This is a genomic window from Acinetobacter sp. ANC 4654 (assembly GCF_002135425.1).
Taxonomy (GTDB): domain Bacteria; phylum Pseudomonadota; class Gammaproteobacteria; order Pseudomonadales; family Moraxellaceae; genus Acinetobacter; species Acinetobacter kyonggiensis.
This window is the reverse complement of record NZ_NEGL01000004.1, coordinates 37,687-59,777: the sequence shown is the minus strand read 5'-3', so window position 1 is coordinate 59,777 and position 22,091 is coordinate 37,687. Positions and strand designations below refer to the sequence as shown.

Genomic DNA, 22,091 nt, shown 5'->3' with positions numbered 1-22,091 from the left:
GCTTATTTTTGCGATGAATGTTGGTTGTAGCTGTTGATGAGATTGCGATAATCAGGAATATGATTGGAAAATAAAGCACCCAAACCTTCAATGTCATTCCGCCAGTCACGGTGTAACTCACATGCCATCCCAAACCATGTCATTAATTGTGCACCTGCATTTGACATACGATCCCATGCAGAATCACGCGTTAAATGGTTAAAGGTGCCTGAAGCATCGGTAATCACAAATACCTCAAAGTCTTCTTGCAAGGCTGAAAGTGCAGGGAATGCGACACAGACTTCTGTGACAACACCGGCAATAATCAATTGTTTTTTGCCTGTCGCTTTGACTGCTTTTACAAAGTCTTCGTTGTCCCACGCATTAATTTGACCGGGACGAGCAATATAAGGTGCATCTGGAAACATTTCTTTGAGTTCTGGAACTAAAGGACCATTTGGACCTTGTTCAAAACTGGTGGTTAAAATCGTCGGAAGGTTGAAATATTGCGCCGCTGCAGCAAGGGCTAAAACATTATTTTTGAATTTGTCGGGGTCGATATCACGAACCAATGACAGTAATCCAGTTTGGTGGTCGACTAACAAAACAGCTGCATTATCTTTGTCTAAACGAACGTATGGTTTGCCCATTTCTTGTGCCTCGTAAATAGTGTTATGGAGAAGTCGAACTTCTGTTCTAGATGTTCTGGGGTGAATTTATATTAATGAGATAATGAAGGTGGATAAAGCCAGTGATTTGAGATTCATTTTATTGTTTATGGGATAATTGACTGGATTGAACTTAAAAAATAAGCATGGTTAAAAATGAGAGTCCTTATTTTGTCCTAAAAATGAGATGGTGTGTGCTGGTGTTGAGCTATATTGACGCATTTAAAAAGACTAATATGTACTCATATTGTTTCCTAGAGATAGGAGTTTGAGATGAAAAAAATTATTGGCGTTTATCGTAATCAAAATATGCATTGGGTCGGAGATGGTTTCCCTGTTAAAAACCTATTTTCTTATGATCGTTTAGGTCAAGCGATTAGCCCATTCTTATTATTGGATTATGCTGCGCCGTATCATTTTAATCCAACCACCGCACAACATGGCGTAGGTTCACATCCACATCGCGGTTTTGAAACAGTCACTATTGCCTATCAAGGCGAAGTGTCGCATAAAGACTCCAGTGGTGGTGGCGGTCAGATTAAAACGGGCGATGTGCAGTGGATGACCGCGGGTGCAGGTTTAATGCATGAAGAATTTCATTCTGAGCAATTCGCTAAAAGCGGTGGATTGTTTGAAATGGTACAGCTTTGGGTCAATTTACCTGCAGTAGATAAAATGACCGCACCTAAATATCAAGCCATTGAAGCACAAGATATTCCTGTGATTGAACTTGAAAATGGTGCAGGGCATATCCGAGTCATCGCGGGTCGCTATCAAGTAGATCAGGGAGAATATCGTGGTCCTGCTGCAACCTTTTCACCAGTGAATGTGTGGGATGGTGAGTTAAAAGCAGAGCATGTACATCACATTCATGTGCCTGTTGATCACAATACTTTGCTTGTCGTGCTGTCAGGTGAAATGCTACTAAACGGCATGCAAAAGGTTGAAGACAGTTCTATTGTGTTGTTTGCCCAAGATGGTGAAGTCGATATTCAACTTGAGGCTTTGCAAGATAGCAAATTTTTGCTGTTGACTGGTCAACCTTTAAATGAGCCTATTCAGGGCTATGGTCCTTTTGTCATGAATACTAAAGATGAAATCATGCAAGCATTTAATGATTTTAATCGTGGCCAGTTTGGTGAAATAGTGGTTGCAGGCTGATGTGGGCTTTAAAGCTCTTGGTGCAAAAATAAAGAAGCCCCTAAATTTTTAGGGGCTTTTTGCGAAATGAGTTTTGTTGTTTTTACTTTATTTGCATCATGATTTGCTATGAAAATGATGCTGTCATGATCAAGTGATCAGACGGGCTATAATAATCGTATTTTAAGAATGTGTAAAACGATTGTTATAAAATTGGTTTATATATATTAATGGTTTTAAAGGTTTTTTATTAAAATAACTATATATATTAAATATTTTAATTGTTTTTATTGTGTATTTTTTTGTGCTGATAAGGGTGAATGTCTGGCTGATATTCATCATGATGACTTTTGTTAAAAAGATAGATTCTGGAATATTTTAATACCGCCTTTTAATCCTGCTTGGTTCATAATTTCAGTAATCTTATATAACTGACGGATAATAATTTTGGATATAGCCGTTATTGGTAGTGGCATGGCTGGGCTAGCTACCGCAAGAATTCTTAAAGATGCAGGGCATAGCATTACGATTTTTGAAGCATTGCCTGGGCGTGGTATGGATAGCCATAGTACTGAATTTGAAGGTGGCTTAATTGATGCGCCATTGCGCGTCATGAACCCGCATTTGTGGAAAAATACCTTAAGTTTGGCGACTTATTTAGGGATTGAAACTTTTCCCGTTCGTACTTATATGGCGTGTAGTTGGCTTTTTGAAGATCGTATTGAAACATGGTTAACCACCTCTCGTAGTCGTATTGGTAATTTTCCGATTATTAACAATCGCAAAGGCATTCAACAGTACGGTTGGCGCTTAGTCAAAGGGATGTTGCAACTTAAAACGGCCATCGCTAAGTTTTTCAAGTCAAAAGACCAAGAAATCACGCTGGCTGAATTTATCAATAACAATGATATAGAAGAGGTGTTTTTACATGGCGTGGTCATGCCCGTGCTGTATACCATTTGCACCTGTAGTTCTAAAACCATTGGCGAATGGCCAGCAAAACCCTTATTGATTTTCTTACGTCAATTGACCGATGGTGATGCTTTATTGCGCATGCAAGGTGGCACGCCTGCATTGGTGGACAAATTGATTGCAGGGATTCAAATTCATAATGGTTCTGCAATTACCCAAGTCAAAGAACAAGATAGTCGCGTACTGGTTGAAAATGCTTTGGGTGAACAATACATTTTTGATCGGGTCATTGTGGCAACACCGACCAATAAAATTGAAGATTTCTTAAATACTGAACAATTTGCTGATGACATTGCACTGTTAAAGAAATTTAAATTTGAACAAGGTAAATTGGTGATTCATACCGACCAAACAGTGATGCCGCCAAAACGTAAAGATTGGGCAGTACTCAGTTATATGATGGATCGTAAATTTACCCGTCAGCAATTTACAGTGTGGTTGAATGCAGTCGAACCAAGTTTAGTCGGTAAAACAGCAGTGTTCCAAACATGGCAACCCGTGATTGATATTGATCCTAAAAAAATCATTTCCACCGTGACTTTAACCCGTGCTGTGGTCGATTCACAAACCGTGGCTTTGAATAAAGAGTTACAGGTTCGTCATAAAGATGCAAACCGTAAAGTATTTTATTGTGGTTCATGGTCTTGTGATGGTTTACCTATTTTAGAGTCAGCCGTGACATCCGCCATGCATATTGCAGAAATTTTTAATGCACCCTTGCCGTTTGTTGGATTAAAACCTAAAGTTGAGGTTTCCCCACAACTTGGTTACTACTACTAAAATACATGAAATGGCTTCAAGCAATTCGTCAGCATTTTATCCAACATAAATATGCGATTAATGCAAAACAGTTAGGAGATGATGCAGCGCTGGCTTGGAGCAATTTGGGCTATTGGGATGATGCAACATCGTCCTATCCAGAAGCTTGCCGCCAACTGGCTCATCAATTGGCGCAAGCTGTGCATTTAAGCTCAGCCGATAAACTGCTCGATTTAGGCTGTGGGCAGGGCGCAAGTTTAGCTTTGTGGCAACAGCAATATCAGCTGCAATATATAGAAGCGGTTGAATTACAATCCCATTGTGTGACTCACATTCAAAAGCATCTTCCGCAACTTGCGGCAATTCACCAACAATCTTTTTTAAATTTAAAACAAATTCAATTCAAAGTCGCTTTTGACGTAGTGCTCTGTATTGATGCTGCGTATCACTCAAATTTAAATTCATTTTTAGCATCGGTCTGCGCGGTTTTAAATGCAAAGGGCAGACTGGGTTTTCATTCTTTAATCTTGTCTGAAAAGTGGTCGGCTTTAACCACCTTGCAAAAGCAAAAATATAAGTGGTTATTAAAATCTGCCGATGTGAATTTGGATGATTTAATGACGCAATCCGTCTTGAAACAAACTTTGCAGCATTATGATTTTAGCGAGATTGCAGTTGTTGATTTATCTCAAGCGGTCTTACATGGGTTTTCGCATTATATTCAACAATCGCCATCATCTCATCTAGGATTAGATGCGGTTAAAATTCAACTGACTGCAAAGTTATGCCATAAGCTATATGTTGATGGTTTGGTGCAATATGTGCAAATTAGTGCAAAAAAGAACGCGCCATAATAATGATGTGATTTAGATTTTTAAGATGCTATTTAAATTTTTAAAATAAACGTGCAAAAACAACAAAGCCCCACTAAAAGTGAGGCCAAGTATAACATGGTGCCGGCACACGGATTCGAACTGTGGACCTACTGATTACAAGTCAGTTGCTCTACCAACTGAGCTATGCCGGCGTTGTTGGATGAATAATAGCGAATTTGGTTAAAAATGCAAGCCAAAAAATGAACGATTGAATTGCACAGCTATTTTTAAGCATTAAAAAATCAACTTAAATCAAAAATTTTTTAATCTTATCAGAGAGATTTACGCCTTAAAATTTGATCGAGGTCTTGCGCACATTCTTCTAGGGTTAAAGCCATATCAATTTGCATTTGTGGTTTGAGTTCGTTGGCCAGTTTTCTCCATTGATCAATCAGTCGAATGGCTTTCTGAATTTTATGTTTGTTAATATCCTTTGCAATGGTTGGGGTGTAACCACCACGTTTAGCATTCTTGATCTGTTTGACATAATTATTGCTGGTATTCATATTTACTCCCGAATAGCAGTTTTCTATGTATTCAATGTGCTTCGATGATTCGACTTAAACTACTGTCCTATGATTGTTAGCATGGAAATATTGCAGCTTTATGATATTTTTTAAGTTTTTATTGTCTCTTGTCATGATTGAGTCAGTGCTTAAATTTATTTTAAAAGAGGTGGACAGTTCTTTTTAATTTTCGATCAACCGAGCAATTTTTTTAATATGATGAATGAAGAAAGTATCGGTAAATACTTTCTTCAGTTGAGTTAAATCTTAATATTCCCAAAACATGCGCTGAATTTCTTTTGCATCTTTGGTTTTGGTGAGGGCAAGTGCAGCCAGTAATTTTGCTTTTTGTGGATTTAAATCATGTGCCACGACCCAATTGTATTGATCATCTGGTTGTTCTGCATTTCTTAAGACAAAACCTTGTGGCACACGAGATGAACGGATAATTTGCACGCCTTGTTTTTGTAGCTCATTTAAAGTGGGCACAATATTCTTTGCAACGGATCCATTGCCCGTACCTGCATGAATAATGGCTTTCGCTCCTGCTTTTGCATAGGCCGTATAGGCATCGGGAATCATATTGCCAGAACCATATACAATTTGAACCAAAGGCAAAGTATCGCCCTGAATATTTTCAATATTAAATTCAGAGCTGTTATTAAAGCGTTTCGCGATATTTCTAAACCAATAAGCTTTACCCTCGACCAGTGTACCCAACGCACCCCACTGACTCGCAAAGCCATTGGTGTGAATATTAATGGTTTTGGTGACATCTCGTGCTGCAAAAATATCATCATTCATGAGCACAAAAACACCTTTGCCTTTTGCATTGTCGTTGGCCGCAAGGGCAACAGCACTATACAAATTTAAAGGGCCATCCGCAGACAATGCTGAAGGTGGACGCATTGAACCTACGACCACAATGGGTTTGTCGGTATGAACGGTTAAGTTTAAAAAGTAAGCTGTTTCTTCTAAGGTGTCCGTACCGTGTGTGATCACAACGCCATGTACATCTGGCTTTTTCACCAATTCATTGACTTTTCGTGCAATGGTTAACAGCTCTTTGTCGGTCATGCTTTCGGATGCAATTTGAAGTGCTTGTACACCCGTGACATTGGCAAGGTTCTGAATTTGAGGAACGGCCTTAAGCAAATCATCAACAGGCACTTTGGCCGCAGTATATGTTGCACTGTTGGTGGAGCTGGCTCCTGCACCTGCAATTGTGCCACCTGTGGCAACCACGACGACATTATTTTTAGCAAAAACTGAAAAGGGTAATAATAAACCGAGGCTTAAAGTGAGTGCCGTAAGTGTCTTTTTCATCATTTTTCCTTATAAAAAGTTCAGTACAATCCAAGCATTTTTTGTACCACTTATAACCTAATCTAAAGAAATGAGTTTTGCCTATACCAAATTGGAAATATGGATTTCATCATCAGAAATATAAGACCAATCATTTTTAGATTTGCTGAATGAGCTGGGAGACAAAGATACCGAATGATTTCTTTGCTGATAAAATCGCCATGTTGAGGGTGTGAAGGCTAATTTTGCCAAAGATGTGACATAGATGTTTTTAAGAGAGGAGATTAATAAAAGGCTAAAGCATCTCTGAATTCTAATGGGTCGCATGGGTTTTTCCCATATATAGCCCGATCGCAATACATGGAATGTCGTTGCCATAGACAACAAAAAAGGCCTAAACCCTTTAGAATTAAGCCTTTCGTTACTGCTTTGGAGTGCAGTTCTTTGCAATTTGGTGGGAGAGAGGGAATAAACTAATTGGTATAAGCTATTGAATATTAATAATTATGTAGATCAATAAATTGGTCTATACCAACAAAAAACAAAAGTACCCCTTATTTTTACCTGTAAATTGTAAATGAATTATTATCACTGGTTAATAGCTGTAATAGTTTTGGATGTAAAAAGAGTTTCTCTTTACCTATATTTATTTCTTCCAGTACACCAATTTCAACCAATTTTTTAAGGTATGTAGATGCTGATTGACGTTTTGCTATATCACGATCTACTAAGTTCGATATTCGGCTGTATGGCTGTTCAAAAATAATATCGACTAATTCCCTTGAATAGATTTTTGGGGCATCGGATTTAACGTACTCAATGGTATGTTCGTGTAATTGCCTAATGCTGTTGATTTTGGCTATTGTCCACTCGCTTGTATTTTTAACTGCCTGCAAGATGAATAAAATCCATTCCTGCCAATTTTCTTGGATAGTTACACTTAAGAGTAATTCATAGTATTTGGCTTTATTCATAATAATAAAGCGGCTTAGGTACAGAATTGGCAAAGTAAGTAGCTGGCAATCCATTAAATACAGAATATTTAAAATACGTCCTGTACGCCCATTACCATCAATAAACGGGTGTATGGCTTCAAATTGATAATGAGCGATTGCCATTTTAATTAATGGATCTAGTTCATCGTTGTAGTGTAGGAAGTGGTCTAAATTCGATAATAGATTACGGATAGCATCTTGACCGACTGGTGGGGTGTAGATGACTTCATTTGTATAGCTGTTCTTTAGTGCTGTTCCTGTTGTTGCCCTAATATCTAAATCAACACCTTTGATGGTTTGACATATCTCTATGGCTGTACTGGTGCTCAATGGACGTTCTTTGATGGATTGCACACCCTTATACAAAGCTGTTCGATATCTTAAAGCTTCTTTAGTTGCATGGTCTGCTTGATTTTCACTGCCTTGGGCATGTTGGAATAGCTTATCTGTTGTGGTGACAATATTCTCAATCTCTGAACTGTCTTTTGCTTCCAGTAAAGGGATGATGTTAATTAATATGGTTTGATTGGGTATTAGCTCGCCAGCCTGCTTTAATTCCGCCAATGCAGCTCTTGCCTCAATACAGAGTTTTAAAACCTTTTTGGTTTCTACATCTTGAATAGGTGGCAGGGTAGGTAATTCATTGTATGGGCTTGAGGCTTGCCATGCTGTCATCGTCTTAACCTTTATTGTTATGTCGATAAAACCTATAAAAATCGACATGAGATTATTGTCATGTCGATAGCATAAACATATTTATAGTGTCATGTCGATAAAACAAGAAAAAATCGACATGAGGTTGTTGATGTGTCGATGCTATAAACATGTTTATAGTGCCATGTCGATGAAATGAGAAAATATAAACATGAGGGTATTTAAATGAGGCTTCCTATCAGTTGGGGGTATATCCAAATTTGGATGTATCTTGGTCTGCATAATGCGCCCGCGCATTTTCTTTCTTGATTATCACTAAGCTATATATCGGTTTGTTGTGTTTTATCGCCGTGCATTTATTCTAAGTCGGTACGCATTGGTACGCACCAAAACAGCATATTTAAAATGCCGAATTAATTTGGTCGCGTTTTAAATGTGAGCAAGTTTGCGCATATCTCACATGTAGGAAAGGGTCGCATTTGAAATGCCTACCTACTCCATCAATTGATGGTTCAGGTAAGGCTTCTTGTAAATGTGGGGTAGGATCATTTTCTATTAAACCTTTTCGGATTGAGTACCTAAATACACGACCAGCCAAAGGAATAGAACGCTTAGCCATTTCCTGTGCGCCTCGATCTTCAATACGCTGGGCACACTCTAAAACGTCTTTACCTTTGATTTGATCAATTGGCAGATTACCAATGTATGGGAATAGGTCTTTTTCAAATACGGATAAATCCCTTAAATACGTCGGCTCTTTGATTACCGCCTTTCTACTGTCCAGCCATTCAAGGGCAAGTGTTTTAAAGAGGCTACTTTCATCTATTTCTATTTTTTGTTCTTTCTTCTGTTCTGCTGGGTCTAATCCATTGGCTAAGGCTTTTCTAGCTTCTAAGTGTTTCATTCGTGCTTGTGCCAATGACATGAACTCATAAGAGCCTAGAGTAATATTTTTCTGTTTACCGCTAAAACGGTACGCATATATCCATGTCATACGCCCATTAGGGAAAACGTGTAGCTGTAGTCCGTTCCCATCACTGTATTTATCAGGTTTTTTTGCATTTAAGGGTGGTTTTAAACGCTTTATCTTTGAGTCGGTTAGCATGGGTTTCCCCTAATTTGTTGGTATCAAATGCTGGTATTGAAAACGATACCAACAATTATACCAACACTATACCAACGATTGCAGCGTATTGCACTTCATTGCCATAGACAACAAAAAAGGCCTAAACCCTTTAGATTTAAGCCTTTCGTTGCTGCTTTGGAGTGCAGTTCTTTGCAATATGGCGGTGAGAGAGGGATTCGAACCCTCGATACGCGCAAACGTATACACACTTTCCAGGCGTGCTCCTTAAGCCACTCGGACACCTCACCATTCGGCCGCGATAATAACCAAAAAAATGGACTCTGCCAAGTTGAAACAATTGATTTAGAGCAAAAAAAATTTCTCGGTGATATTATTCGGAAAAATTCTGTCTACATTAGAAGACGCATATATGCAAAATACCGCAAAAAAAGCGGCATTGCCTGCAATTACCTTAGCAGCACTAGGTGTTGTATTTGGAGACATTGGAACCAGTCCATTGTATGCCCTGCGGCAATGCTTCCTCACCGCACATCTCGCTATTACTGAAGCGACAGTTCTTGGAATTCTGTCGCTGATTTTTTGGTGCATGATGCTGACGATCAGTTTTAAATACGTCACCATCATCATGCGTGCAGACAATAATGGTGAAGGCGGGATTATGTCTTTGCTGGCATTGAATTTGCGAACCACTCGGATCGCTGAGAACAGGAAAATTTATCTCATTGCTTTAGGCTTTATTGGTGCATCGCTATTCTTTGGTGATGGCATTATCACGCCAGCAATTTCTATTCTCTCTGCAATTGAAGGCTTAAGTATTGCTACACCGATGTTTAACCAATGGCTCATGCCTTTAGCGATTGGTATTTTGGCAGGATTATTTTTAGTACAGCGGCATGGTACAGCCACCATGGGTAAATTTTTTGGCCCATTAACCATGACTTGGTTTCTTTCTATTGGCGCAGTGGGCGTGTGGAGTATTATTCAAACCCCATTTGTATTGACGATGGTTAGTCCACATTGGGCCTTTAATTTTATTGTTCATCAACCCTACGTTGCTTTTCTGACCATGGGGGCTGTCATTTTAACCATGACAGGTGGTGAAGCTTTGTATGCCGATATGGGGCATTTTGGTCGTTTACCTATTCGCCTTGCTTGGTTCATTATTGTTTTACCGTGTCTACTGTTTAACTATGCAGGACAGGGGGCATTATTACTACGTAACCCAGAGGCGATTTCGAATCCATTTTATATGCTGGTTCCGGATTGGGGTTTATATCCAATGATTGGCTTGGCGACAGCTGCCGCAGTCATTGCCTCTCAGGCAGTCATTACGGGTGTGTTTTCAATGACCAATCAGGCCATTCAACTACGCTATTTACCCCGTTTAACCGTGCATCACACCTCGGATGTTGAACAAGGTCAAATTTATTTGCCGTTCATTAATTGGGTGCTGTTTATTTCCGTGGTGATCCTGATTTTATTGTTTGAAAATAGTGCCAATTTAGCCAGTGCTTATGGGGTTGCCGTGACCATGACCATGCTGTGTGGGACGATTTTAATTTCGTTCCTCGCCTATGGTTTTTGGCGTTGGCCCGTGTGGAAGGTTCTGCTCTTTACGATCCCATTCTTGTTCATTGATTTGATCTTTGTTGCCTCTACATCGTTAAAAATTATTGCGGGTGGCTGGGTGCCTATTTTAATTGGTGCAGTAGTTTATAGCATTCTGATGACATGGAAAATGGGACGAGAAATTGTCTTTGCACGTCTAGAAAAAGATGCTTTACCGATTGATCTGTTTATCAAAAGTATTGGCATGAGTGCTGAAACACAATTTGTTCCCGGTGTAGCCGTATTTCTGACGGGGACACCCAATATTGTGCCGCATGCCATGTTGCATAATATTAAGCACAATAAAGTGCTGCATGAACTGAATATGATGGTGACTGTGGTGACTCGCGATATTCCTTATGTTGCCGCAGAGGAGCGCATTCAAGTTGAAAAACTGGATGAGCATTTTTATCGGGTCTCGATGTATTATGGTTTTAAAGATCAACCGAATATTCCACAAGCGCTTCAGCAAGCTTATGCACAATTAGGGCTTGAATTTGACATGATGCAAATCAGCTTCTTTATTTCTCGTGATCGATTGATTCACACGGTTGGAGATGGAATGTCTCCATGGCGGGAAAAACTGTTTATTTCGATGCAACGAAATACCAGTCCAGTCAGTGATTTTTATCAAATTCCACCGAATCGTGTGGTCGAGCTGGGCAGTCAAATCGAAATTTAGTCATGAACTGAATAATAGATAAAAAAACCAAGGTCAATCCTTGGTTTTTTTATTGGAGGATAAAGCTCAATACAGAGTGATTAGTTCTCTGTTATTTCTGCAATGGGTGCTTCTGGAGATGCATTGACTGGTGCATCGCTAAGATCTGCTTCTGGTGCAGCTTGTACGGCATCATTGGGTTGGGCGATTTCAGGTGCAGCAGCGATGGCTTCATGAGTCATCATTGTTTCAGCAGCATTTACAGGTGCAGCAGCAACAGCTTCTTGGGTGACATCAACTTGTGGGCGATCTGCCGCATTGACTGGCGTGTCGGCAGAAGATGAAATCATCGGTGCAGCCGTTTTTTGATTTAAAGCTTGTTCTGTTTGTTGTGCAGCTAATTCAGCATGGGGTTGCATTGCTTCGACCTTGTCAGCTGCAATTTGAGCCGTTTGCTCAATCGCAGGAGCATTGGCTTGCTCTACAGCAGCAGGTGAGCCCATTTGTGCTGGGGTATTTATGTCCGCAGTTTGTGCTGTGGTTGCATTTACAGCTGAATGGTTTTGTATTTCTACTTCAGTGCCGACTTGAGCGGCTTGGTTGGCATCAAGAATACGAATTTGACCACTGGCGATTAAATCTTGAATTGAACCTGCTTGACCATTCACTGTGGTGCTCACTTTTACTTTAGATAAACTTTCTAAAGAATCACCTGCTTGAATAGCAGGTTCTGCAAATGCTGTTGCACTCATCAATCCTGTAATCAGGCTTAGACCTAAAAGCTTAGCGTGCATAAAATACTCCCTAGATAGAATCATTTTGAAATCTTGCTTGTTTTACCTTGTCATAATCTTGATCGGTTTTTCAATCAAACATACCGAAAGCCATTAAGAGTCTTTATAAAAGCTGTAGAAAATTAGACATATTGTTACAACAACTGTGCTTTTGTTGGTCAGATATTGTTTAATTGTTAAACAAACAACTTTGGCTACATATACTTCAATTTGCTTGCTTGTTAAGCTCGTGAAAAATGAGTGTTTATCTAAAAATGGCAATTAAGAAACGTAAAACGAGTAAGTCTTGGGTTCAACTTTTAAATCAAAATAGTTTAAAAATTATTTTAGGTTTAGTTGCAACCAGTAGTTTTGCAATTGCTTTTGGACAAGAAAAAATCCAACAGTTTGTTTCGCTGCCATCATCCTCAAATTCGGCTTGTTTAGATCAGTTTTATCGCGATATTCCACCTTATTTAGCCAAAGAAAGCCTCAATAAAAATACCTATCCCTTGTGTTTTAATGGTTTTAACGTGATGTATTCGGGTGTTTCTAAAACACCGTTATGGGTTGCTGAAGCATTAACGCCGCAGCGCTTAAGTCAAAAAATTCCGCGTGAAGACAGTTTTCATGAAGAAACCAAAGTCAGAGCAGAGCACCGTGCCACCTTGTCGGACTATAAAGCCTCAGGTTATGACCGTGGGCATATGGCGCCAAATGCCGATATGCCCACCAAAGCTGCGCAAAGTGACAGTTTTTCCTTAGCCAATATGGTGCCGCAAGCACCGAAAAATAATCAACAGGTTTGGCGTGAATTAGAAGAAGCTACACGAGCTGTAGTTACCAAGCAAAAGCAAGATGTTTATGTAGTTACGGGACCAGTATTCCCATTTGCAAATAAAAAGAACAAAATAAAAGTCATTGGTAATAATAATGTATTTGTTCCGACAGCAACCTATAAAGCCATTTATATGCCTAAAACAGGTGTAGCAGGGGTGTATTATGCAGACAATGTTTTAAAAGAGACTTCGCCAAAAATACATATCATCAGTATTTGTGCTTTAGAAGAAATGGCCGGTATTAACATTTTTCCGCAGTTGACCGAAGACCAAAAACGTAATACTTATAATTTGCCATTGAAAGCAACAGCAGTGAAAGCCACTCAAAAAATTGCGTATTCACATTGGGATGCCGAAAGCCAATGTGCGGAAGATGTCAGCTCCGATAAACTGACCGAGGTACAGAAAAATTTTAAATCTTCATCTGTAGCTGCTACCTCGAATATGACCACCCAAACCAATGCAGACCAGAATGAGGCACCGACGGTCGATACAAATACCCAAGATGCCATTGTAAAACAACTGATTGAAGCTTTATTGCAATACATTTTACAGTTGATTGGTAATTCAAGTTCAAAGTGAGAAAAGATGTTGAGATAGATTATTTTATTGAGGTTTAATTAATTGTTAGCGAATGAACATAAAGAAAAAAAAGGATTGATAAATAGCTTTAGGATAAAAGTTGTTTTAGGCTTAGTTATTGTGGGTAGTTTTATTTTTGTATTTAGACAAGAAAAAAATCAGCAATTTGTGTCTACAGTAGCGTCATCTAATTCAGCCTGCCTAGATCAATTTTATCGTGATGTACCACCTTATTTAGTTCGTGAGAGTCTGAATAAAAATAGTTATCCGCTGTGTTTTAATAGTTTTAATGTGATGTATTCGGGTGTTTCTAAAACGCCATTATGGGTCGCTGAAGCATTGACGCCGCAGCACTTAAGTCAAAAAATTCTACGTGAAGATAGTTTTCATGAAGAAGCCAAAGTAAAAGCAGAGCATCGTGCCACCTTGTCGGACTACAAAGCTTCAGGTTATGACCGTGGGAATATGGCACCGAATGCTGATATGCCCACTAAAGCTGCGCAAAGTGACAGTTTTTCCTTAGCCAATATGGTGCCGCAAGCACCGAAAAATAACAGACAGGTTTGGCGTGAATTAGAGGAAGCCACCCGTGCGATGGTCACTAAACATAAATATGATGTTTATGTGGTTACAGGGCCTGTTTTTGCAGCAAGAAAATTAAAAACTATTGGCAAGGGCGTTATTGTTCCAACCGCAGTTTTTAAAGCAGTTTATATTCCTAAAACGGGTGCAATTGGTGCCTACTATGCACCTAACGACAATTCACAACAGGTTAAAGTCGTCAGTGTTTGTTATTTGGAAGAACAATTGGGCATAAATTTGTTCCCACAACTGACCGAAGAACAAAAACGCAATACTTATAATTTGCCATTGAAAGCAACAGCAGTGAAAGCCACTCAAAAAATTGCGTATTCACATTGGGATGCAGAAAGCCAATGTGCGGAAGATGTCAGCCCTGATCAACTGACTGCGGTACAAAAAGAGTTTAAATCTTCATCTGTGGCTGCTACTTCGAATACGACCCAAACCCATGCAAGTCAGAATGAAGCACCGACGGTCGATACCAATACCCAAGATACCATTGTAAAACAATTGATTGAAGCATTATTACAATACATTTTACAGTTGTTGAAGTAAGCTATTTTTCGCTAGGATGATGTGAGTCATCCTAGTTTTTAAAAACAATAAAGTTCAGTGAGCAGACCATGTTTAAACCTTTTGAAAATGCGACAGCGTCACATGCGATTCATGACTTAACGCTGGAAAACCAAGAAGATTGTGTCAGTATTTATGGTAATTTGCAGATCACCAAAGATCAGGAAGGTTTACAGGCGGCTAAAGTTTTACAAGCCTTTTTAAATGATGTGGTAAGTGCTTTAGAAAATGAACAAAATTTGCCTGAAAAAATTGATCGTCAAGATGAACAGGAAATTGAAAATCCATTTTTATAAAATTTTAGCGCTTACAGTGTTCCATGTGGAACATAAAAAAGTACCTATAAAGCATTAAATCGAACCTTTTTGTTGATCGAAAATGAAACATTTCTTAGTCACAACATGATGAGATATTTTTAATCTTGTTGTTTGCGCCATTGTTGTGGGGTCGAACCCGTCCACTGTTTAAAGGCACGTTGAAAAGCACTTTGTTCCGAGTAACTCAGTAATAACGCAATTTCTTGTAAAGCTAGATGTGGATCTCTTAAATATTGTTCCGCCAATAGATGTCGAACTTCTTGCATACGTTGTTGATAGGTCGTGCCTTGTTGTTGTAAGTGGCGCTGAAGTTGCCGTACCGACATATTTAATTGTTTGGCGATGGGTTCAATCTGATACAGGTTTTTTTGTAAGCCGGTTAAAATGGCCTGTTGAATACGCTGATCGAGTTGTGTGGAATGAGGCAGTTTTTCTAATAAGGCTTGCGCTTGTTGCATCAGCAATTGCTGTAAGGTCTGGTCACCTTGCCGAAACGGTTTTGCCAGTTCTTGAATGGGTAAAATAATTTGAGCGATGGCTTGGGAGAAGCGGACTTTGCAACCGAAATATTGCTCATATAGCACAACATTTTTAGGCGCAGAATGGGTGAAATGAACCTCATGGATATGAACCGTTTCAAATTCCATAAAAAGGCGAAGAAATTGCAGCATTAATGCAATCGCAATTTCATTGGTCACTTGAGTGGTCAGGTTAAAGGGGATATTGCCCCAGTTAATAGCGACATAGTCCCCCTGTATATTCACCTCTAAAGGACTACCATCGTAAAGCAGGCGATGAAAGTCATGATAACGATACAAAGCCTCACCTAAGGTATTACAAGACAGTGCAATATAAGCAATGATTCCCAGATGTTTTGGTTGTACATATTCAGCAATATTTAAGCCCAGTGCAGGGACTTGAACATGCTGCTCTATATCTGTCAGTAAGTCGCGCCAAAGACTGTAGTCAAAGCGTTCTAAATTTTGAACTTGTTGCAGTTTTTCAGAAATAGCTAAGCCTTTGGCTTGGCTATAAGCATAAAGTAAATGTCCAAGTCCACCGTAGACAGAGCCTGTGTAATCTTTAAATTTCTGCATTTTAATCTTTTTGTTGTCGTAATTTGTCAATGAAGTTCCATTTCACAGTCAATATTTAGCACATTTCATCCTCTATATTCAATACTATATAGGGAGTAAATGAAAATGTGGAAAGGTTTTTTGGTTGGACTGGTGGTGGCCAATGGCTTTGAATGGGTTGCGCATAAGTATATTTTGCATGGTACGCATCGTAGTGGAAAACCACGTTATAGCCCCGTACCAGACAGTATGAAGTCACATTGGGAACACCATCGTGAAGTGCGTAAAACAGATTTTCATGATCATGGCTATGTCGAAGGAATTTCGAATTGGCGGACTAAAAATGAAATCGTTTCTTTAGCGGTGGTGGCGGGTACAGCCAGTGTATTATTTTATCCGCTATCGAAGGGAATGGCTGCGGCTGCGGTCTATAGTGCATGTAATTATTATTACATTCATCGCCGTTCACATTTAGAACCTGATTGGGCAATCAAAAAAATCCCGTGGCACTATGACCATCACATGAATTCGAATCAGGATGCCAATTGGTGTGTGACCAAGCCGTGGTTTGATTATCTTTTGGGTACACGGGTTATTTCATCGAAAGATTTGCAAGAACAAAATCCATTGGGCATTGCACTTCCACAACCGATTGCAAAAGGACTCAATTTTGTAGCAGAACGCTATTTTCCAGCTAAATGGGTAGAAAAAGTGTCTAAATTAGAGCTCAAGGCAGAGGTGTAAAAATAGGCTGTCCTGACATTTTGAGTTTGATGACATTGATTTTATTCATTGATATTCGGTGAATTATTTCGCCTGTTTAAGTGTTGTTGTCGCAATTTGTCAATATTTTTGGCATGAATGGTCAATATTATGCTGATTTTTTAATCTATATTTGCAGCACTGTAAAGTTGTAAGATCCTTAAGTTGGTGAGGGTCTGTAGGCTTTATGGTATGGTTTAGAGATTGCAAAAAACCACGCGCTGTTGTTTTTTGAGTTTATAGGGAGTCTTAAAGGCTCCTTTTTTTTATCACAAAGTTTTGATCCTGATTAAAATAAAAAAGAGTGTTCTTTAAACACTCTTTTTTATTTTAATGATCAATGGGTCTATTAAAGACGCATTTCAATCCCTTGAGCTGCAAGATATTGTTTCGCTTCAGGAATGGTGTGTTGACCAAAGTGGAAAATAGAGGCAGCTAAAACAGCATCTGCACCGCCTTGTAAAATACCATCAGCCAAATGCTGTAAACATCCGACACCGCCTGATGCAATGGTTGGAATGGTGACACGATCATTGATTTGACGCATCAATTTAAGATCATAACCTGCTTTGGTACCATCAGCGTCCATCGAGGTGATCAGCAGTTCGCCTGCGCCAAAATCAGCCATTTTTACCGCCCATTCAATCGCATCAATTCCCGTTGCTTTACGACCGCCATGGGTGAAAATTTCCCATTTGTTATTGCCCGTTTTTTTCGCATCAATAGCAACTACAATACATTGTGCGCCAAAACGTTGTGATGCTTCTTGTACAAATTCTGGATTAAACACCGCAGCGGAGTTAATGCTGACTTTATCTGCACCTGCATTTAACAATAAACGAATATCTTCGACTTTACGAACACCACCACCCACGGTTAACGGCACGAATACGCTTTCAGCCATACGTTCAACAGTACGGTAAGTGGTGTCACGACCACCCGATGTTGCGGTAATGTCTAAGAAGGTAATTTCATCTGCACCTTGTTCATTATAACGGCGTGCAACTTCAACGGGATCGCCTGCATCACGAATATCAAGAAATTGAACGCCTTTCACTACTCGACCATTATCTACGTCAAGGCAAGGAATAATACGTTTAGCCAGCATAATTTTTTCCAAAAATAACAGTCGATTATGAAACTTCGCCACGAAGGTGCTACACCTTGGTAGTGGGAGAAGGTATTCTAGCAAAATTATGTAAGTTTTTTTGCAGGTTTTCTATGTCGGTTTATACCACTTTGACTTTACAGGAAGTTCAGACTTTTGCAGCGCCTTATGGCTTAGAGGTCGTTGATCTGATTCCCATTCAAGGCGGTATTCAAAATACCAACTATTTTTTGGTTGGTAAAAATGCAAAGCAGTATGTACTGACTGTATTTGAAGAAATGGATGAGCAAGGTGCAGCAGAGTTGGTTCCTGTACTTGAGCATTTAGCTCAGCATGGTTTGGCCGTACCCGTACCTTTAAATTATGCGGGTAAAGCGATTCATAGCCTGAAAGACAAGCCTGCGCAAATTGCGCCACGCATGATGGGTGAACACCCGATGCCGTCGACTTTAGCACAGGCAGAAGCCATTGCGATTGCACAGGCAAAAATACATGTGGCTTTACAAGACTTTCCACTGGAACGGGCAGAATATCGCAACCATGATTATTGGTTACAAGTCGCTAAAGAATTAAAACCGACTTTAAATCCTGCGGATGCTATTTTATTGAGTGAAGTCCTTGGTTTGTATGATGCACTGACTGCGGTCTATCCAAATCGTCCGATAGGTTTTATTCATTCCGACTTATTTCGGGATAATACTTTATTTAATGGCAATCAACTCAACGGTATTCTAGATTTCTACGAACTCAATAAAGATGAGTTTCTGTTTGATATTGCCATTACTTTAAATGACTTCTGCACCGAATATCCTGAAGTTCATTTAAATGAAGTCAAAGCACAGGCTTTTTTAGCAGCGTATGAAACGGTGCGTCCATTAACCGATGATGAAAAAGCCTGTTTGGAAATTTATTTGGCGATAGCCGCTGCACGTTTCTGGCTCATGCGTTTACAAGTCGCACAAAAAAATACACAACAGGGACGAACTGGGGGTGATATTTTGCAGAAAAACCCACAAGAGATGCGTAATATGCTTATAGAACGACTAAAGTTTGTTACGGCTTAAATAGGGAAGTGAACATGCGTGATCAGGGTCGCTTAGTCGAATGGTTTGATGAAAAAGGCTATGGCTTTATTCAACCGAATGAGGCGACGAAAGATCGCGTATTTTTACATATTAAAGATTTTGCGCGTCAAGGGCCACGACCTATCGTGGGCTGTGCACTGGAATATAAAGTCTTACTGGATGGACAGGGACGTTTCCGTGCGCAACAAGTTACCTACCTTAAAGCCTCACAAATGCAGGAAAAAATCACGAAACTGAAAAAAGGAAATGGACAGCAACAACAAAAATTAAAAGCGATGCAAATCGCTTGTATTGCTTATATTTTGGCACTGGCTGTTTTTAGTATCGCTGGATTACTCAATGGAATGGTGTTGTTGTTTATTAGTATTATCAACGCCATGACTTATTGGATGTATGCACAAGATAAAGAAGCGGCGCTACAGGGCAATCGCCGTGTACCTGAACAGACTTTACATATTTTATCTTTTCTTGGCGGCTGGCCTACAGCGTGGTTGGCACAAGAAAAATTGCGACATAAAACAGAAAAACAACCGTTTAGAAAGATTTATTTTTGTACCATAGCCTTAAACATTCTTTTGATTCTATGGCTCATTTCTCCTTTAAATGTCCTAAAGTTTTAAAAGGGAATGACGACTTTAAAAGGTATAACAATGAATTATTCTATTGATAAAGATGCGAATCGTACGCTGACTTTAGTGCTCTATATCCTTTATATTATTGCTATTTTCTCTGGTGGTTTGTTGGCGATCGTGGCGTTAATTATTAACTATGTCAAACGCAGTGATGTCCGTGGTTCTATTTTTGCAAGTCACTTTACTTGGCAAATTCGCACCTTTTGGTGGTATTTATTTTGGAATATTATTGCTTTTATTCCCTTCTTTTTCTTGTTTTTTACTGGTGAAAATGCCGATCTTTTCGCAGGTGTTGCACTGATTGCAACCACGTTCTGTATTCTCGTGGTTGGGATTTCTTGGATTTGGATTGTCTATCGTGCCATTCGCGGTATGATTCGATTGAATGATAATCAAGCAATGTATCAGTAGTTTGATTTGAATGGATGTAAAGGATGGCAAATGCCATCCTTTTTTATGTCGACTGCGTTGTGTTGATGCCAACTCTTAGCGCAATTTGCACTATTTTTTTGCATGGCTTGCACGATATCTTGCATATTACACAAACAAACCCTACTTTTTGAATTTAATAAATTTACATTTTTAATATTATTAATTTATTTTTTTAATAAAATAAATTTACTTTTTTATTTTTAGTTATTTACATTTTTAATAATTTTAATTTACGTTTTTAATAAAATAAATATACTTTTATGTACATTTAAATATATAAATTAAGCATGGTGATTGATATAAAAATATGAGAATTTTTTAATCAAGCATAGAAGCGTCCACGACGACGACGTAAGCCTAAAACATGAATGGCACGGACTAAAACAGCATAGGAAACAGTGTAACCAAATTCTTGTTCAAACAATGGAACAAGATCACTAATATTTTGAAATTTTGTTTTTTTTACAAATACTTGAAATTTATTCCAATCTTTAATATGACTGGGTGCACCACGGTTTTTACTGGGTTTAGGGTGGAGTTCTCCCGTTTCTTCTTCGAGCTTAATCCAAGCATCTAAGGTGACCCGAGAGATGTTAAATTCTTTGCAAACAGCAACCTTATAATCGGTTTTTTTGTAAGCCTGAATGGCTTCTTTTCTAACCTCAAGTGAGTATTTCGGCATTTATTTATCTCATTTATAAAATCCTGTCTTTTTATTATATGGCATAGTCGTTGCAAAAGAAAAATTAACGACAATGAAATATAGTTCAGGTGGCATAAATGGAAAAAACGCAAGTTGCTTTCAAAAAAATGTCTTTGTGGCAAGTGGTGGTTATTGGGGTGGCTTACATGACCCCAATGGTGGTATTTGATACCTTTGGCATTGTGTCAGGTATTACCGATGGACGTGTGCCGATGGCATATATTTTGGCATTAATCGCGATGTTACTCACTGCGGTCAGTTATGCACGTTTTAGTCAGGTCACTGACAATTCAGGTTCGGCTTATACTTATACAGCAGAATCTTGTGGCGCAAAGGTGGGTTTTTTTGTCGGTTGGTGTTCCTTATTGGACTATATTTTATTGCCTTTAGTTAATGCGTTATTGGCAGGTATTTATTTAGAAGCGGTTATTCCAAGCGTACCGTATTGGATCTGGGTCAGTTTGTTTGCTGGACTTGTGACGCTGATTAACTGTTTCCGAATTAATATTTTAGCAAATTTAAGTTTGATCTTTGTGTCCGCACCATTGCTGTTGATGGGCCTGTTTGTTTATTTGGTCATTCAGGGCGTTGGATCGGCACAAGGTTATGAACATGTTCTGACCATTGCACCGTTATTTAATGGTGATAGCTCAATTCTGCCGTTAATTGCAGGGGCTTCAATTTTGTGCTTTTCATTCCTTGGTTTTGATGCTGTGACCACCATGGCGCATGAAACCAAAGACCCGAAATACACAATTCCACGTGCAGTGATTTTAACGACTTTGCTGGGTGGGGTGATTTTTATTACGGCATCTTGGTTCATTCAATTGTATTTCCCAAGCAATGTTCGTTTTAATAATCCAGATGAGGCTTTACCAGAAATCGTGTTGTATGTTGGCGGAACATTATTCCAAGCAGTTTTTCTGTGTGCACAAATTATGAATACTTTTGCATCAGGGTTGGCAACACATGCCAGTGCATCTCGTCTTATTCATATTATGGGTAAAGATGGCATTTTCCATAAAGGAACTTTTGGTCAGCTACATAGCAAATTGGGAACGCCATTGTACGCTGTCCTGACCATTGGTTTTATTTCCTTAACCGCGATTGCTCTTGATTTAGCGACGGTTGTGAGCATGATTAGTTTTGGTGCACTGATTGCCTTTACCGCAGTTAATTTCTCAGTTTTTATGAAATTTTATGTGATAGAGAAACAACGCCAAGGTTTTAAAAATAAGTTGAAAAATTTAGTTCTACCGCTCATTTCTGTAGCCGTCATTATGTGTTTATGGTTCAACCTTGAAAAATCGGCACTGCTTTGCGGCTGTGCATGGTTGTCTGTTGGTGTGCTGATATTCCTGTATAAGAAACTGAAAAAGCAAAATATTGTGATTGGCAATGCGTACTGAATTTACGTT

At 39.1% G+C, this 22,091-nt stretch carries 21 protein-coding genes and 2 tRNA genes; 12 read left to right on the top strand and 11 right to left on the bottom strand.

Going from position 1 to position 22,091, the window contains the following annotated elements; all coding sequences use genetic code 11:
- Window positions 1–2 precede the first annotated feature (2 nt).
- A complete protein-coding gene (ycaC, locus tag B9T24_RS07985) occupies window positions 3–629 on the bottom strand; it encodes an isochorismate family cysteine hydrolase YcaC (protein WP_086165288.1) in 627 nt (208 codons plus the stop codon).
- Window positions 630–920: 291 nt separating this feature from the next.
- Between ycaC and B9T24_RS07980 the strand changes: the two genes are divergently transcribed.
- From B9T24_RS07980 to B9T24_RS07970, 3 genes are all read left to right on the top strand, one after another.
- Window positions 921–1,808, top strand: coding sequence for a pirin family protein (locus tag B9T24_RS07980; RefSeq protein ID WP_086165287.1), 888 nt, complete (start codon window positions 921–923; stop codon window positions 1,806–1,808).
- A 426-nt stretch (window positions 1,809–2,234) separates the two neighbouring features.
- Entirely contained in the window at window positions 2,235–3,539 is a 1,305-nt protein-coding gene (locus B9T24_RS07975) for an FAD-dependent oxidoreductase (protein ID WP_143223739.1), read from the top strand.
- Between the two features lie 5 nt (window positions 3,540–3,544).
- Entirely contained in the window at window positions 3,545–4,372 is an 828-nt protein-coding gene (locus B9T24_RS07970; protein ID WP_086165285.1) for an SAM-dependent methyltransferase, read from the top strand.
- A gap of 97 nt (window positions 4,373–4,469) precedes the next feature.
- Here B9T24_RS07970 and B9T24_RS07965 read toward each other — a convergent pair.
- The 6 genes from B9T24_RS07965 to B9T24_RS07940 form a co-directional block, all read right to left on the bottom strand.
- Window positions 4,470–4,545 (bottom strand) — tRNA-Thr (locus B9T24_RS07965).
- A gap of 120 nt (window positions 4,546–4,665) precedes the next feature.
- Window positions 4,666–4,899: a hypothetical protein gene (locus B9T24_RS07960; protein WP_004650715.1), complete on the bottom strand. Its 234-nt coding sequence runs from the start codon at window positions 4,897–4,899 to the stop codon at window positions 4,666–4,668.
- Between the two features lie 267 nt (window positions 4,900–5,166).
- A complete protein-coding gene (locus B9T24_RS07955) occupies window positions 5,167–6,225 on the bottom strand; it encodes an asparaginase (protein ID WP_416224353.1) in 1,059 nt (352 codons plus the stop codon).
- Window positions 6,226–6,764: 539 nt separating this feature from the next.
- Complete coding sequence (gene fic, locus B9T24_RS07950) at window positions 6,765–7,874, bottom strand: protein adenylyltransferase Fic (protein ID WP_086165407.1); 1,110 nt, start codon at window positions 7,872–7,874, stop codon at window positions 6,765–6,767.
- Window positions 7,875–8,253: 379 nt separating this feature from the next.
- Window positions 8,254–8,958 (bottom strand): integrase arm-type DNA-binding domain-containing protein, encoded by a 705-nt coding sequence (locus B9T24_RS07945; RefSeq protein ID WP_213032947.1) that lies wholly within the window; start codon window positions 8,956–8,958, stop codon window positions 8,254–8,256.
- Window positions 8,959–9,137: 179 nt separating this feature from the next.
- Window positions 9,138–9,227, bottom strand: a tRNA-Ser gene (locus B9T24_RS07940).
- A gap of 122 nt (window positions 9,228–9,349) precedes the next feature.
- Here B9T24_RS07940 and B9T24_RS07935 point away from each other — a divergent pair.
- Complete coding sequence (locus B9T24_RS07935; RefSeq protein ID WP_086165283.1) at window positions 9,350–11,230, top strand: potassium transporter Kup; 1,881 nt, start codon at window positions 9,350–9,352, stop codon at window positions 11,228–11,230.
- An 80-nt stretch (window positions 11,231–11,310) separates the two neighbouring features.
- On the opposite strand, the gene B9T24_RS07930 is transcribed toward B9T24_RS07935, so the two are convergent.
- The gene (locus B9T24_RS07930) at window positions 11,311–12,003 is read right to left on the bottom strand and encodes a hypothetical protein (protein WP_086165282.1); all 693 of its coding nucleotides are present in this window, start codon (window positions 12,001–12,003) and stop codon (window positions 11,311–11,313) included.
- A 254-nt stretch (window positions 12,004–12,257) separates the two neighbouring features.
- Here B9T24_RS07930 and B9T24_RS07925 point away from each other — a divergent pair, with 254 nt between their 5' ends.
- From B9T24_RS07925 to B9T24_RS07915, 3 genes are all read left to right on the top strand, one after another.
- The gene (locus B9T24_RS07925) at window positions 12,258–13,403 is read left to right on the top strand and encodes a DNA/RNA non-specific endonuclease (protein WP_086165281.1); all 1,146 of its coding nucleotides are present in this window, start codon (window positions 12,258–12,260) and stop codon (window positions 13,401–13,403) included.
- 75 nt (window positions 13,404–13,478) lie between these two features.
- The gene (locus tag B9T24_RS07920; protein WP_086165406.1) at window positions 13,479–14,540 is read left to right on the top strand and encodes a DNA/RNA non-specific endonuclease; all 1,062 of its coding nucleotides are present in this window, start codon (window positions 13,479–13,481) and stop codon (window positions 14,538–14,540) included.
- Window positions 14,541–14,608: 68 nt separating this feature from the next.
- Entirely contained in the window at window positions 14,609–14,854 is a 246-nt protein-coding gene (locus tag B9T24_RS07915) for a hypothetical protein (protein WP_086165280.1), read from the top strand.
- A 119-nt stretch (window positions 14,855–14,973) separates the two neighbouring features.
- On the opposite strand, the gene B9T24_RS07910 is transcribed toward B9T24_RS07915, so the two are convergent.
- Window positions 14,974–15,972, bottom strand: coding sequence for an AraC family transcriptional regulator (locus tag B9T24_RS07910; RefSeq protein ID WP_086165279.1), 999 nt, complete (start codon window positions 15,970–15,972; stop codon window positions 14,974–14,976).
- 105 nt (window positions 15,973–16,077) lie between these two features.
- Between B9T24_RS07910 and B9T24_RS07905 the strand changes: the two genes are divergently transcribed.
- The gene (locus B9T24_RS07905; protein WP_086165405.1) at window positions 16,078–16,695 is read left to right on the top strand and encodes a sterol desaturase family protein; all 618 of its coding nucleotides are present in this window, start codon (window positions 16,078–16,080) and stop codon (window positions 16,693–16,695) included.
- Between the two features lie 367 nt (window positions 16,696–17,062).
- Here B9T24_RS07905 and hisF read toward each other — a convergent pair whose 3' ends face one another.
- The gene (gene hisF / locus B9T24_RS07900; protein WP_322853450.1) at window positions 17,063–17,824 is read right to left on the bottom strand and encodes an imidazole glycerol phosphate synthase subunit HisF; all 762 of its coding nucleotides are present in this window, start codon (window positions 17,822–17,824) and stop codon (window positions 17,063–17,065) included.
- A 110-nt stretch (window positions 17,825–17,934) separates the two neighbouring features.
- Between hisF and B9T24_RS07895 the strand changes: the two genes are divergently transcribed.
- From B9T24_RS07895 to B9T24_RS07885, 3 genes are read left to right on the top strand one after another with little or no spacing between them, the layout of a single operon-like run.
- Window positions 17,935–18,885 carry a homoserine kinase gene (locus B9T24_RS07895; RefSeq protein ID WP_086165277.1) on the top strand — a complete coding sequence of 317 codons (951 nt, stop codon included), beginning with the start codon at window positions 17,935–17,937 and terminating at the stop codon, window positions 18,883–18,885.
- 14 nt (window positions 18,886–18,899) lie between these two features.
- Window positions 18,900–19,526 (top strand): DUF1294 domain-containing protein, encoded by a 627-nt coding sequence (locus B9T24_RS07890; RefSeq protein WP_086165276.1) that lies wholly within the window; start codon window positions 18,900–18,902, stop codon window positions 19,524–19,526.
- Window positions 19,527–19,556: 30 nt separating this feature from the next.
- On the top strand, window positions 19,557–19,949 hold the full coding sequence (locus tag B9T24_RS07885; protein ID WP_086165275.1) for a DUF4870 family protein: 393 nt from the start codon (window positions 19,557–19,559) through the stop codon (window positions 19,947–19,949).
- 343 nt (window positions 19,950–20,292) lie between these two features.
- Here B9T24_RS07885 and B9T24_RS07880 read toward each other — a convergent pair whose 3' ends face one another.
- Entirely contained in the window at window positions 20,293–20,652 is a 360-nt protein-coding gene (locus B9T24_RS07880) for a helix-turn-helix domain-containing protein (RefSeq protein ID WP_086165274.1), read from the bottom strand.
- Between the two features lie 98 nt (window positions 20,653–20,750).
- Between B9T24_RS07880 and B9T24_RS07875 the strand changes: the two genes are divergently transcribed.
- On the top strand, window positions 20,751–22,082 hold the full coding sequence (locus B9T24_RS07875) for an APC family permease (RefSeq protein WP_086165273.1): 1,332 nt from the start codon (window positions 20,751–20,753) through the stop codon (window positions 22,080–22,082).
- The last annotated feature ends 9 nt before the right edge of the window (window positions 22,083–22,091 follow it).